This is a genomic window from Candidatus Hinthialibacter antarcticus, from assembly GCA_030765645.1.
Lineage (GTDB): Bacteria > Hinthialibacterota > Hinthialibacteria > Hinthialibacterales > Hinthialibacteraceae > Hinthialibacter > Hinthialibacter antarcticus.
The window spans coordinates 1-14023 of sequence record JAVCCE010000047.1 but is presented as its reverse complement, the minus strand read 5'-3'; the positions used below and the strand labels follow the sequence as shown (position 1 = coordinate 14023).

Below are 14023 nucleotides of genomic sequence, written 5' to 3'. Positions count from 1 at the left end.
TTTTTAAGGGGGGACGGCGCTGAAAGCGCCAGGGGGGATTCGGGCGCAACGTGTTGCGCCCCTACAAGGTTCTGGGTTCGATTGTTTTTTACTTCGGTAGGAATGAAGAACCCCGAAGCGAGCAGAGTTGTACCCATGCCACATGCAGCGAAATAAAAAAAGTATCCAATTTACGGAAGAACCAAAAATGATACCGAAAAGTATTACAACCTATGAACAATCGAAAAACCAATTTTGGCATGGGGGACGGCGCTGAAAGCGCCAGGGGGATCAGATTTACATCAAGGGCTGGCTTCGTTCCACTCAGCCTTGCCCTTGCCACCCCTTAAGTCAATGACATTGCCCCAAGGGGCGGGGAATTAAATCCGAATTAGATTAAACCCACAGTGCTACTCCAAACACGGTTGGGTCAACACGGGCTGACGCGCGGCGGTGACTTCGTCCAACTTGCGCACCGGCGTGGTATAAGGCGCGTGTAACGCCTTCTCGGGGTCGGCTTTCGCTTCCGCCATAATGTCCGCGACGACTGCGGCGAACTCGTCCAACGTGCGCTTTGATTCGGTCTCGGTCGGTTCTATCATCAGCGCCTCTTTGACGATCAGCGGAAAATACACCGTGGGCGCGTGGTAGCCTCGGTCGATCAGGTTTTTGGCGAAGGCCATCGCGTTGAAATCGCCGAAACGCTTTTTGTCTTTCAGCGTCAAGACAAACTCGTGCATGTTGTCGGCGTCGATCTCTGCTGGAATCAAATCTTTCAACTTGTATTTCAAATAGCGCGCATTCAACACCGCATGGACGCTGTTCTGGCGGATGCCCCCGGCGCCGTGCATACGCATGTAGACGTAGGCGCGCAAGACGATGCCCGTGTTGCCGAAGAAGGTCGATAGCTGACCGATGGATTTTTTGGATTCGTAATTCAGCGCGTACTTGCCGCCGTTGTTCTCAATCAGCGGAATCGGCAAATAAGGAACCAGATGCGACTTGACGCCCACCGGGCCAGCGCCCGGCCCGCCGCCGCCGTGCGGGGTCGAGAAGGTCTTGTGCAGGTTGATATGCACCACGTCAAAGCCCATGTCGCCGGGCCGCGCCACGCCCGCAATCGCGTTGAGGTTGGCGCCGTCGTAATACAACAGCGCGCCTGCGTCATGCACCACCTTGGCGATTTCGAGAATATCTTTTTCAAACAGCCCCAGCGTGTTGGGGTTGGTCAACATCAGCGCCGCGACGTTGTCGTTGAGTTTGCTCTTGAGGTCGTCGAGATCAACGCAGCCTTCAGCGTTGGATTTCACTTCGAGCGTTTTGTAACCCACCATCGCGGCGGTGGCGGGGTTGGTGCCGTGGGCCGAGTCAGGAACCAACACCGTGTCGCGGTCAGACCCCTGGTCGCGGTGATAGGCGCGTACCAGCAACATGCCGCAAAACTCGCCGTGCGCCCCCGCGCAGGGGTTGGTGGTCACTTTGTCCATGCCCGATAGTTGCTCGAGAAAGTCTGAGATATCGTCCATCAGCCCCAGCGTGCCTTGCGCCATGTCAGCGTCGGCCTGCGGGTGAAGATTGGCAAAACCGGGTAGACTCGCCAGCGAATCGCAAATCTTGGGGTTGTATTTCATGGTACAGGAACCCAGCGGGTAGAAACCGCTCTCGATGCAAAAATTGCGCCGCGACAGTTTGGTGAAATGGCGCACCACGTCGAGTTCCGCCACAATCGGCAGCGACGGCATGTCGGCGTTCAAACATTGCGTGGGCAGCAGCGCGTCGAGTTCGGCGCCGTCGTCTTGCGGCAGCCACGAACGGCCTTCGTTTTCGCTGCTGAGTTCAAATAGCGTGGGTTCAAATGCGTCTAATGGCATAGAGCGTCCTCAATGTGCGCGTTAGGCAACCGTCGGTTGCAGCGCTTCGGTCAATATTGTTTTATAGAGATCAATGTCGGATGTCTTGGTCAGTTCGGTCGCGCAAACCAACAGCAGCTTGGCGTCGTCTTGTATCGCAATGCCCGGCAACAAGCCGCGTTGTTTGGCGGCTTCAATGAATTGCCTGGCTGGAACTGGAAGCCGCAGCGCGAATTCATGAAAGAACGGCTGGCTGTATTCTAACGATACGCCTTCGATTTCACACAACGCCTGTTGCAGCGCGTGGGCTTTTTTGACGCTCAAAGTTGCGGCGTCGCGCAGGCCTTTGGGGCCCATCAGCGCAAGATAAACCGTCGCCGCCAACGCGCACAGCGCCTGGTTGGTACAGATATTCGAGGTCGCTTTGGCGCGGCGGATATGTTGCTCGCGGGTTTGCAGCGTTAACACGTATCCGGTCTTACCGTCTTCATCTTTGGTCTGTCCGACCAAGCGCCCCGGCAGCTGGCGGATGTATTTTTCGGTGCAGGCGACATAGCCCGCATACGGCCCGCCATACGAAAGCGAAATGCCCAGCGGCTGCAAGTCGCCGGTGACGATGTCCGCGCCCAAAGCGCCCGGCGTCTTCAACACGCCCAAGGCGTGAGGGTTCGCCGATACGCCCAGTAAAGCCTTCGAGTCTTGCAGCGCCGCCGCGATGTCTTCAAGCGGTTCAACAACGCCATAGTAGTTCGGGTATTGAACAAAGAAGGCGGCGACCTTATCGCTCAGCGCTTCTTTTAATGCGTTCACGTCGGTTGCACCGTCTGCGGCGGGGACCTCAATCACTTCGATGCCCGGGCCGTCGAGGTAGGTCTGCAACACGCGGCGGTAATGCGGGTTCACGCTCGACGAAACCAGCACCACGTCTTTGCGCACTGCGCGGCAGGCCATCAGGGCGCCTTCCGCCAAGGCCGAAGCCCCGTCGTAGACGCCCGCGTTACAAGCGTCCATCCCGGTCAGGCGCGAGATCATGGTTTGAAATTCAAAAATCGCTTGCAAGGTACCCTGGCTCACTTCAGGCTGGTAGGGCGTGTAGGCCGTCGAGAAGTCGCCGCGCGAAATAATGGCGCTGACCGCCTGCGGGATGAAATGCGCATAGGCGCCGCCGCCCAGAAATGATACGCACTGGCTGGCGGGATTGTTCGCCGCCGCGTCGTTCATCACCTCTGAGATTTCCAACTCCGTCAATGCGGGGGGAAACTCGATGGCGGGATTTTGCAACTGCGCGGGAATCATGTGGAAGAGTTGGTCTTCCGTCTGCAAACCCAATGCGTCAAGCATGGATTGCTTTTCATCCGGCGTATGGGGGATAAAAACCATTGCCGCTCCTTTGCGTCAATTCAAATAGAAAAAAAATACCGGCTTGGATCATGCAAATAGCGCAGGCTTACGCGCTTTCCGATTCCATGTGAGCGCGGTAGGCCGCAGCGTCCATGAGGGCGTCGAGTTCGGACGGGTCGCTCAGTTTGATGCGCACCATCCAGCCTTTGCCGAACGGATCGGTGTTCACGTCGCCGGGGACGTCTTGCAGGCCCTGGTTGACCGCAACGATGGTCCCGCTGATGGGTGCATAAAGGTCGGCGGCGATCTTGCACGATTCAATCACGGCGCACTCGGCGCCTTTGGCGATTTCGCCGTCAGGGTTGGGGTAATCGACATAGACGATGTCGGTGAGTTGCTCTTGCGCGAAGTCGGTGATTCCGACCACGGCTTCATCGCCCTCGACCCGAACCCACTCATGCGAAGGGGTGTACTTCAAATCATCAATTACAGTAGCCATACGTTTTTAAAATCCTACTTTTGAGAATGATAGTTATTATACCTTGACCCGTTTTTCGACAAACGGCGGTTTAACCCGTTTTGCGGAAACGACCTTGCCGCGAATTTCAACGCCCAAATCTTCGGTTTTTACATAGTCCGCATCCACCAGGCCCAAACCGAATCCCTTTTTCAATACGGGAGAAAACCCGCCGCTGGTGACTTCGCCGATGGGCGCGCCGCCGTAACTTAACGGGTAGCCTTGGCGGGGAATGCCGGGGCCTTGTAAGACAAAGGCGATGCGGCGGCGTTTAACGCCTTCTTCTTGCTGCGCTTCCAGCGCGGCCTTGCCGATGAAGTCGTCTTTATCAAAATGCACCACCCGCTTCAGCCCGGCTTCGAGCGGCGAAATGGTTTCTTCGAGTTCGTGTCCATAGAGCGGAAAGCCCATCTCAAGCCGCAGCGAATCGCGCGCGCCCAGTCCGACAGGTTGCGCCCCTGCTTCACGAACTTTTTTCCATATTTCGACTATTGCATCATTGTTGGATATGATCTCGAAACCGTCTTCTCCGGTGTAGCCCGTACGTGAAACAAACATTCTGCCGTGAAAATCTTTAATATGATAATATTCCAAAGTATTAAAGCCTGCACCCAATGTATTGATTATGATTTCTTCCGCGTTGGGGCCTTGCACGGCGATCATGCCGGTTTCGAGTGTTTTATCAACAAACTCTACCTCTGGCTCAAAATGCGACGAAAACCACTGCCACAATTTTTCGCGGTTCGAGGCGTTCACCACCACCAAAAAGTTCTCATCGCCGATGCGGTTGACGAGAATATCGTCGCGGGCGCCGCCTGCGTGGTTGCAAACCAGGGTATATCGCGTCTGTCCGATTTCCATGTCATGGATGCGTGAGACCGTCACCCGCGCCAGGGCGTCCGCCGCCTTGGGGCCGCTGACAAAAAAGCGCCCCATGTGGCCCACATCGAAAACGCCAGCGCTTTCACGAACAAAGCCGTGCTCCGCCGTGATTGACGCGTATTGTAGAGGCATGTGCCAACCGGCGAAATCAACCAGTCGCGCCCCTTCGGATTCATGAAGTTGGTGAAGGGCTGTTTGTAATGTCATACATTAATGGCCAAGTTTTTAGGATGCCGATAGTGTAACACTGTTTGATTTATTGAACTATGGATTCACAAACCCCTCCCCTCAAATGAATTTTTCGCTCTCTCAAACTGCAAAATTTGCCAAATTGAGGGCAAAAACGGCTGGCTGCGTTGTTCTGGCGCAGTTTAATCCAGGCCGTATTTACATAAGCGCCAAAAGAACAACAGGTTAAGCGCGGTTTTTTAATTGACAAAAAGGCACGTTCTTTGCTATTGTATAAGAGTAGAAATGGAGGGCAACGAACCCGAAAGGGGAAAAGCCCATGAACACGCAAATCGGAAAACTCTTCTTTTTTAAGCCAGTTCAGGATTTTGAATCGTTGGCTCCCACATTAATCCTTCTCAGCATTGCGATTGGGGTGATTAGCGTATTTGCCTGGGCGGCGTATCTGGTTCATGCTGCTGGTCGGCGTAAAAAAGAAAAAGCCCAGTTCCATCAGTTAGCGCGGCGTTACAACCTCAACGACCGCGAAGAAACCTTTTTGCGCCGTATGGCCCGTACTTCCGCCATTCGTCCACTGCACCGTATTTTATCGGAACAAGATAAATTTGAGCGCGCAGTCAAGCGCTTGCGCGGTTGGAGCCGGGCCGACCGCCAGCACTTTCTTGAAATGATTCGCCAAAAACTCTACGCGCGCACCCTGCGGAGTTTGGTCAAGATCAATTCAACGTATGACTTGATCCCGGGCAGCCGCTTGTTGCTTCAACATACGGGCAACGCAACCGAACTCGCCTGGGCGCACTTGGTGGATAGCGAAGACGAAGGCTTGATTGTGGTTGTTGCGCAAAACGAGGGGGCGCGGACGCCTCTGCGTCCCAAGACGCTGCTGGACGTGACGGCGTATATCCCCAAACACGACCCGGTGCGCTTTCACAGCCAGGTGTTGAAGGTGGTCCCGGGGCCAAGCCGCATGTTGGTGTTAGAGCACTCGCGTTTTATCAAACAGACGCCCAATCCATTTTCGGCGCCAAAACGCAAAGAGGCCAGTCCACGCGCGGCGGCGGTCGCCAACGGCGGCATCGCCTGATCTCCCCGCACGGCTGCTCCCCTTTACCCTTAAGGTAAAAGAATAATTGACGAGATACGAATGCGCTGCTATGCTCTTTACCTAACAGGTAAAGAGCATAGGGCTGCGTGATGCAAATTCGCTTTCGGACAAAAAAACTTCAAGCGCAATATGAAGACCACAGAAAAGCCCAACAGGCATACCCTGAAGAAGTCGCCCGAAAATACATACTTCGTATTAATATTATTCAACAATCGAATTCCATTGACGAACTGATAAAACAATCTGCGCTTCGATGCCATCCTCTCAAAGGGAATCGTGAAGGGCAATGGGCAATTCGATTAACAGGATATTACCGCCTCATTTTCACAGTAGAGGGCGACCGATTAGAAATCGCGCGAATCGAAAAGGTGAGTAAGCATTATGAAGACTAACAATATACCCCTCGAAGGCGACTTTCACTCGAATTTGCCCATTCCACCAGGTGAATACCTTGAAGAAGTCATTGAAGACTTGGGAATGAGCAAGAGCGAATTGGCGCGGCGACTAGAACGGCCCGCTCCGAAACTGAGCGCAATTTTTAAAGGCGAAAAGGCAATTACGCCCGATACCGCATTGCGATTGCAGCAAGTGGTTGGCGTTCCCGCGCATATCTGGACAGGACTCGAAGCGGAATACCGCCTTGCCCTTGCGCGGTTAGATGAAGAAAAACAAGCCGAACGCCTGAAAGACGAAATCCACTTTGTCCCTAGATTTTGCTATAGCCAATTGGTGAAACTCGGGGAAGTCGAAAAGAAAACAAAACCGATTGACAAAGTGCGTGAACTGCTGAATTTCTTTGGAACCATGTCGCTCAAAACGATCTCTACGCTGCAACGATTCCAACCGGCGTACCGTTTGGGTGCAGCGAATGACTATTCTTCTGAGGCATTGGCGGCTTGGATTCGCTTAGGAGAACGTCGCGCCGCCCACGTTGATTGCAAACCATTTGAAAAAAAGACACTGAAAGCAAAAATTGAACCCATTCGCAATTTAACGAATTACCAGCCAGATGAGTTTTTGCCTGAATTAATAGACCATCTTGCGTCATGCGGCGTGGCGTTGGTTGTTTGTCCTCATTTTCCCAAAACCAAAGCGCATGGAGCGACCTTTCAATTACGGGAAGACAAAGTCGTATTGATGATGACGATTCGATACTGCTGGGCGGATATTTTTTGGTTTAGCTTATTTCATGAACTCGGCCATATTCTGCGTCATTCAATCAAAGATGTAATCATAGAGAATAACATAAAAAACACTCGTGAGGATGAAGCGGACGCATTTGCCCGCGACATGCTTGTTCCCTCAAATGCTTACGAAGCCTTTGTGAAAAAAACACGCTTTGATCTCGGTTCCATTGTCGAGTTTTCCCGCCAAATTGATGTTCACCCTGGGATCATTGTTGGAAGGCTGCAACACGAAAGAATCGTGAAGCGTAATTGGCATAATGAATTGCGCGAACGGTATGAATGGAAAGATGTTTAGAAAAAAGGCGCCCGCTACATCAACACATACAAATAAAACACATAGCTGACGTAACCCAGAAACAAGAACGCGCCTTCAACGCGGCGCAGCGAGACGCCTGTCAGTAAAAACGGGACCAGAATCAAACTAAACGCCATCATCACGCCATAGTCGATGGTGATTTCCGCCATGGGCAGCGCCAACGGTTTGCACACCGCCGCCGTACCGAGAATACAAAGAACGTTGAAAATATTCGACCCGACAATGTTGCCCAGAATGATATCGCCCTCTTTGCGCATAGCGGCGACGACGCAACTGGCGAGTTCAGGCAGGCTGGTGCCAAACGCGACCAGGGTGAGGCCAATCACTTTTTCGGGGATGCCGAAACTGAGGGCGATGCTTGACGCGCCTTCGACCAGGCTCTGTGCGCCGCCGGTCAATAACCCGATGCCAACCAATACGCCAAGCAGCGCGCCCCAGACGGGAACTTGCGGCGCGGCTTCGAGCGCTTCCAGGTCGATTTCGACGGGCGGCGGCGCTTCATTGCTATGTTTTAGGACATACCAAAGATAGAACGCCAAGAATCCCAATAAGATTAAACCGTCCCAACGCGACAATACGCCGCCGATAAAAAGCGGCAGCACCAACGCGCTGGTGAAGATCATAAACGGCATCTCGCGGCGGTTGAATTTTCGCTTCGAGGGGATGGGGTAGATCAGCGCGGACAAGCCCAGAATGAGGGCGATGTTTGAAATGTTAGAACCGATTACCGCGCCGACCGCAATCGCAGACGCATCGCGAAATGACGCGACCAGCGTCGCGGCGAGTTCGGGGCTGGAGGTGCCGAAAGCAACGACGGTCAGGCCGATGGTCAGCGGGCTCATGCCCCACAAACGGGCGAGGCGTACGGAGTTAGAAACCAGCAGTTCGCCGCCGTAATACAATAAGATAATGCCTAACAGAATCAAAAAACTGCTAAATAACACGTAGCCTCTATTCTAAATGAAGAGTCAATCGCCCGGCCCGCTACATCATTGGGTTGTTTGGTTCGCTCAATGGATAGCAAGGTATATTACGATAATTCACCAAAACAATTTCACCGCTGGATGACAGAATAGCCTTGCGGTATGCTGCGCACTATGGACGTAATTTCGCTACAAGACCAATCAATCGTTATCATCGGCGGCACCAGCGGCCTGGGGTTGTCGGGCGCGTTGGCGTGTTTGAACGCAGGCGCAAATGTAGTCGTCGCCGGGCGCGACGATGAATATCTGGAGGCCGCGCGAACGCAGCTGGGCAATGCGGCGGTGGTGATTTCCGGCGACGCCATGCAGCCAGAACTCGCGCAGCAAGCGGTTGAAACCGCCGTCGAGCGCTTCGGCGCCTTGCACGGCTTATATCACGTCGCGGGCGGCAGCGGGCGCCGCATGGGCGACGGGCCGCTGCATGAAGCCAGCGACGAAGGCTGGGACTACACCCTGCAACTCAACCTGACCTCGATGTTTTATTCCAACCGGGCGGCGCTAAAACAATTGATGAAACAACAGCAAGGCGGCGCCATTCTCAACCTGTCGTCTTCGCTTTGGGATTCGCCTTCGCCCGCGTTTTTTTCCACCCACGCCTATGCGACCGCCAAAGCCGCCGTGGTTGGCATGGTGCGCGCAACGTCGGCGTATTATGCGCCGCATGATATTCGCATCAACGCGCTGGCGCCGGGTCTGACCGAAACGCCCATGTCAAAACGCGCATTCGGCGACGATGAGATTATGCAATTCGCGGCGCGTCGCCAGCCGCTGCAGGGCGGGCGCGGAGGGCAGCCTTCCGACCTCGACGCCGCCGTGGTTTACTTTTTGTCCGACGCCTCGCGCTATGTCACCGGGCAGGTCTTGGCGGTCGACGGCGGCTGGTCGGTTTGCGACGGCGAACGCGCATGAATACAGGTTAAAAATTGCACGGCCTACTCCCTCTCCCCCTGGGAGAGGGCTGGGGTGAGGGGCGGCCTTACCGCTGCTTCAACATAAAACGCTGTATGAAAGAATCCCTCATCCTACCCTTCTCCCAAAGGGAGAAGGGACCAAGTTGTACGTTTTTCGAATCGTTCGATGAGGCGCTCAATCGCCCCAGCAAAAGTAAACAGAATTATCTAATTCTCAATGTTGGATAAATAAAACCATGACGCTATCTCCCATTACAGATTACATCAGCCAGTGCCGCGGCTTGCTCGATTGCGTGGAGCAACAACGCGAGACCATTCATCAGGCGGCCGATTTATTTACCCAAAGCATTCTTGCGGGCCGAATGGTGCACCTGTTCGGTTCCGGCCACAGCCGCATTCTGGTTGAAGAAATGTGGCCGCGATACGGCTCGTTCCCCGGCTTCAATCCCATCGTTGAATTATCGCTGACCTTTCATCATCCGGTGGTGGGGGCGAACGGGCAGCGTCAGGCGATGTTCTTAGAAAACGTGCCGGGGTTCGCTGAGCGCATCTTACGCAACTTCGATTTCAGCCCGCAAGACAGCGCATTGGTGGCGTCGTCGAGCGGGGCGAACCTAGTGCCGATTGAAATGGCGCAGGGGTTTCAAAAACGCGGCGTCAAGGTGGTCGCCATCATCAGTAAAAAACACGCGGATGCGACTCCCAGCAAGCACCCCGACGGCGTTAGGTTACAAGACTGCGCCGACATCGTGCTCGACACCGGAGCGCCCGTAGGCGACGCTATGGTCAAGATCGACGGGCTGGAAACGCCGGTCGCGCCCGGCTCGACCATTGGTGGATGCGCGTTAATCAATTGCATCAAAGCCGAAGTGGCGGCGCACCTCACCGAAGCGGGCCATCCGCCCAAGGTGTTGACTGGCGCAGCTGTGATCGGCGCCGAACGCGCCGCCGCGTTGTTTGAAGCCGCCTACGACGAACACGCCCGCCGCCTGGCGAAGTTATACAACCGCATCGGAGAATAAATCATCTTGAAAAACAAAACTTTTATGGTTCATCCGGTAATTGAGTACTTACATTGATGGATGGCTATAATTTTTATTCAGAAACAGGCTCCGGTATTTCAAAAATTGATAAACCAATCAAGCATGGGTGCAACTCTGGGAGCGCCTGTGCATAAGGGCTTGAAAGCCCGCACTGAAGCGAGCAGAGTTGTACCCATGCCTGATACAGCGAATTATAAAAAAAAGTATCCAATTTACGGAAGAACCGAAATTAAGGTTCATCCGGTAAGTGAGCCCGTACATTGATGGATGGACATAATATTTATTCAGAAACAGGCTCCGGTATTTCAAAAATTGACAAACCAATCAGGTAAGGGTGGAACTCTGGGAGCGCCTGTGCATAAGGGCTTGAAAGCCCGCACTGAAGCGAGCAGAGTTGTACCCATGCCTGATACAGCGAAAGATCAAGAATTTAAGAAAAAGCGTCAAAAAAACGCAATTCAATTTGTGATAAAGCATCCAAATACCGGAAGAACCACTTTTATTGTACAAATTTGCGTGTTGGTTTTCGCTTGCTGCTTGTTTCTTCAAGCCGAAACGACGCATTCACAAACAGAGCCGACCTTCACCAACCCCATCGCTGAATCCGGCGCGGACCCGTGGGTGACGCAGCGGGACGGTTCCTACTTCTATTGTTACTCGCGAAGAAATCGCATCTGGGTGAGCCGCGCCCAGCATCTCGAAGACATCGGCAACGCGACGCCCGCCGCCGTGTGGACGCCGCCCGAAAACACGGCGCACTCCAAAGAACTGTGGGCGCCCGAACTGCACTACCTGCGCGGCAAGTGGTACATCTACGTCGCGGCTGACGACGGCGATAATTTCAACCACCGCATGTACGTCCTCGAAGGCGCCACGCAGAATCCGCTCGACCCCTTCGTCTTCAAAGGCAAAGTCACCGACGCGACCGACCGCTGGGCGATTGACGCGACGGTGTTGCAAATGCCCGGCGACCAGTTGTATTTCATCTGGTCAGGTTGGGAGGGCGAGGTCAACGTCCAACAGAACCTCTACATCGCGCCCATGAGCGATCCACTGACGATTTCCGGCGCGCGGGTGTGCATCTCAAAGCCGCAGCTCGACTGGGAACTCCACGGCAAGCCGCTCATCAATGAAGGGCCGCAAATTCTCAAGAACGGCGACAAGGTGTTCATCATTTATTCCGCCAGCGGCAGTTGGACCGACGACTATTGCCTGGGGCAACTGGCGCTGGTCGGCGACGATCCGCTCGACCCGCAGTCATGGAAGAAAAAGCCGCAGCCGGTGTTCTCGCGAACGGAGGACGTCTTCGGACCGGGCCACGCCTCGTTTGTGAAGTCGCCCAATGGAAACGAAGACTGGATCGTGTATCACTCCGCCAAACACAGCGGCGCAGGCTGGAACCGCAAGGTCAACATCCAACCGTTTACTTGGAACCCGGACGGCTCCCCCAACTTTGGTCGCCCCATCGCCCCCGGCGTTTCGCTCCCGGCCCCACAACGGGATTAAGCCAAACTCTCGTCTAAAGTCGCCTTAAAATTCACAGGTTCTCCCTCCGAACTTCGGGGGGAGTTAGAGGCAATGTCATTGACTTAAGACTTTTAGCCCCCCTTTTTAAGGGGGGACGGCGCTGATAGCGCCAGGGGGGATTCAGGCGCAACACACGACTCCCCAACGCCATCGCATCTATGAATATTGATTCCGATAACGAATTCCGGCATGGGGGCAACTCTGTGAGCGCCTGTGCAAAAGGGCCCGAAAGCCCGCACCGAAGCAAGCAGAGATGTACCCATGCCTTTCACAACGAAAACACAAATTATTTTGAGATGGCTTCAAGTATTTCTTGCGCCGCAAGGGACGGGGAAATAAACCAAATTCTTCGACTCAAATCTTTCCACAAAAAAACGCCCCGCTGCTGAGTTCCAGAAGCGGAGCGCGATCTTGTTCTGTTGAGTGCGACTAGACTTTCTTCGGAACCTCAAACGGCGTACGGTATCCGCGAGCTTTGCCCTGCAAAATATCGTTGGCCTCTTTGTTGTTGGTGCAGATTTCTTTCTTTGGATCAATCTGCAATGTGTCTTCGACCACATAGGACGCGTTGGCGATGTGGGCGATGGCGCATGACAAGTGGCCGTCTTCGACATCGGCGTTGAGGTCTTCGTGGTTGCGGCTGCGGCAGGCTTCGATAAAGTTAAGGAAGTGGTCGCCGCCTTCGGTGCGTCCCGGGCCTTTTTCGCGACCGCGCTCATAGTAAATCTGATATTTGTTGTAGCTCGGAATCACCATATAGCCTTCCGACCCCAAGAACAGACACCCGACCACATTGCCCTTGCTGCCTTCGCCGAGTTCATCGTTGGTGATCCAGTGGCGCACTTCAAACACCATCATTTTGTTGGCGTCTTTCCATTTAAAGGTCGAGACCATGGTGTTCGGCGTTTCCTGGTCGTCATCGAACATAAAGTGACCGCCGATTGACGAGCCAACGTCAGGCAGCCCGACGTCCATGCCCCAGCGGCAAACGTCGATCTGGTGGACGCCCTGGTTGCCGATATCGCCGTTGCCGTAGTCCCAGTTCCAGTGCCAGTTGTAATGGAAGCGGTTTTCGGTAAATTCCTTTTCCGGCGCCGGTCCAAGCCATGTGTCATAGTGGACGCCATCGGGCGCTTTGCTCGGGCCTTCATGGCCAATGGTATCGCGCCATTTATAGCAGGTGCCTTTAGAGTAATAGACTTCGCCGATCTCGCCGTCGTGCAGCATCTGCATGGCTTCTTGAATCGCTTTGCTGCTACGGATTTGGGTGCCGTGCTGGACGATGCGTTTATATTTGCGGGCGGCGTTGACCAGTTGGCGGCCCTCATAAATGTTGTGAGAAAGCGGCTTTTCAACGTAGGCGTCTTTGCCCGCCTCGCACGCCCAGATGCCCTGCAACGAATGCCAGTGGTTGGGGGTCGCGCAGGAGACCGCGTCGATGTCTTTACTTTCTAACATCTTGCGAAAGTCGTTGTAGGTTTTTACGCCCGAGATGACTTTGCCTTTTTCTTTGTACTCGGCTTCACGCTTTGCGAGGACGTTTTCATCCACGTCGCACAGCGCAACCACTTCGACGTTTTTATCTTTCAGGTTCGCATATCCATCCACGTGGCTTTTGCCGCGTCCATTGAGGCCGACGACGCCAATACGTATCGTATCGTTTGCGCTGGCGGCGTATGCGTTGGTTTTAATCAGTAAGCCTGCCGTTGCGGCAGCGCCTGTCGAGGCCAAAAAGTTCCGGCGGTTTTTCTTATCCGACATAATTAAACTCCAGACAGTTAAGTTCTCCCCACCTGGCATAAAGGAAGGTGGGTTCGCGTACCAATAGTCGATACTAAAACAGAGCCAAGCCAAGGTCAATTGCAATCTAACTTATAATCCAGGCGGTTCGCCTAACCCGTCGCAGCCCGGTTTTTCAGTATCTGTATATACTAATAAGTCGCCCGGCTGACAATTAAGTTCCCGATTTACGTGGCGCTATTGCGCTTTTGTCTTTCCGTCTGCTCATTTAACGTGAATCAATAATGCAAGAACCGAATAATAAAGGTTCATCCGGTAAGTGAGTCCTTACATTGATGGATGGCCATAATTTTGTTTGAGAAAACATATTCGGGCATATTAAAAATTGACGAACCAATCAGGCATGGGTGCAACTCTGGGAGCGCCTGTGCATAAGGGCCTGAAAGCCCGCAC

At 53.8% G+C, this 14023-nt stretch carries 11 protein-coding genes; 5 read left to right on the top strand and 6 right to left on the bottom strand.

All coding sequences use genetic code 11. The features are described from left to right. Positions 1–389: 389 nt before the first annotated feature. From gcvPB to gcvT, 4 genes are all read right to left on the bottom strand, one after another. A complete protein-coding gene (gene gcvPB, locus P9L94_11260) occupies positions 390–1850 on the bottom strand; it encodes an aminomethyl-transferring glycine dehydrogenase subunit GcvPB (protein ID MDP8244651.1) in 1461 nt (486 codons plus the stop codon). Between the two features lie 21 nt (positions 1851–1871). Continuing rightward, positions 1872–3209 carry an aminomethyl-transferring glycine dehydrogenase subunit GcvPA gene (gene gcvPA, locus P9L94_11255; GenBank protein MDP8244650.1) on the bottom strand — a complete coding sequence of 446 codons (1338 nt, stop codon included), beginning with the start codon at positions 3207–3209 and terminating at the stop codon, positions 1872–1874. A 67-nt stretch (positions 3210–3276) separates the two neighbouring features. Beyond that, positions 3277–3669, bottom strand: a complete 393-nt coding sequence (gcvH, locus tag P9L94_11250; GenBank protein MDP8244649.1) for a glycine cleavage system protein GcvH — start codon at positions 3667–3669, stop codon at positions 3277–3279. A 36-nt stretch (positions 3670–3705) separates the two neighbouring features. Then, entirely contained in the window at positions 3706–4776 is a 1071-nt protein-coding gene (gene gcvT / locus P9L94_11245) for a glycine cleavage system aminomethyltransferase GcvT (GenBank protein MDP8244648.1), read from the bottom strand. A 301-nt stretch (positions 4777–5077) separates the two neighbouring features. Here gcvT and P9L94_11240 point away from each other — a divergent pair, with 301 nt between their 5' ends. Both P9L94_11240 and P9L94_11235 read left to right on the top strand, forming a co-directional pair. Next, the gene (locus P9L94_11240; GenBank protein ID MDP8244647.1) at positions 5078–5842 is read left to right on the top strand and encodes a flagellar brake protein; all 765 of its coding nucleotides are present in this window, start codon (positions 5078–5080) and stop codon (positions 5840–5842) included. 402 nt (positions 5843–6244) lie between these two features. Then, positions 6245–7345, top strand: coding sequence for a HigA family addiction module antitoxin (locus tag P9L94_11235; protein MDP8244646.1), 1101 nt, complete (start codon positions 6245–6247; stop codon positions 7343–7345). 14 nt (positions 7346–7359) lie between these two features. Here the strand turns inward: P9L94_11235 and P9L94_11230 are convergent, their stop codons facing one another. Continuing rightward, complete coding sequence (locus tag P9L94_11230; protein MDP8244645.1) at positions 7360–8310, bottom strand: calcium/sodium antiporter; 951 nt, start codon at positions 8308–8310, stop codon at positions 7360–7362. Positions 8311–8451: 141 nt separating this feature from the next. On the opposite strand from P9L94_11230, the gene P9L94_11225 reads away from it, so the two are divergent. The 3 genes from P9L94_11225 to P9L94_11215 all read left to right on the top strand — a co-directional run bounded on the left by P9L94_11225 (position 8452) and on the right by P9L94_11215 (position 11809). Beyond that, entirely contained in the window at positions 8452–9258 is an 807-nt protein-coding gene (locus P9L94_11225; GenBank protein MDP8244644.1) for an SDR family oxidoreductase, read from the top strand. A gap of 238 nt (positions 9259–9496) precedes the next feature. Then, on the top strand, positions 9497–10282 hold the full coding sequence (locus P9L94_11220; GenBank protein MDP8244643.1) for an SIS domain-containing protein: 786 nt from the start codon (positions 9497–9499) through the stop codon (positions 10280–10282). Positions 10283–10705: 423 nt separating this feature from the next. Then, positions 10706–11809, top strand: coding sequence for a glycoside hydrolase family 43 protein (locus P9L94_11215; protein MDP8244642.1), 1104 nt, complete (start codon positions 10706–10708; stop codon positions 11807–11809). 450 nt (positions 11810–12259) lie between these two features. On the opposite strand, the gene P9L94_11210 is transcribed toward P9L94_11215, so the two are convergent. Next, the gene (locus P9L94_11210; GenBank protein ID MDP8244641.1) at positions 12260–13591 is read right to left on the bottom strand and encodes a Gfo/Idh/MocA family oxidoreductase; all 1332 of its coding nucleotides are present in this window, start codon (positions 13589–13591) and stop codon (positions 12260–12262) included. Between the last annotated feature and the right edge of the window lie 432 nt (positions 13592–14023).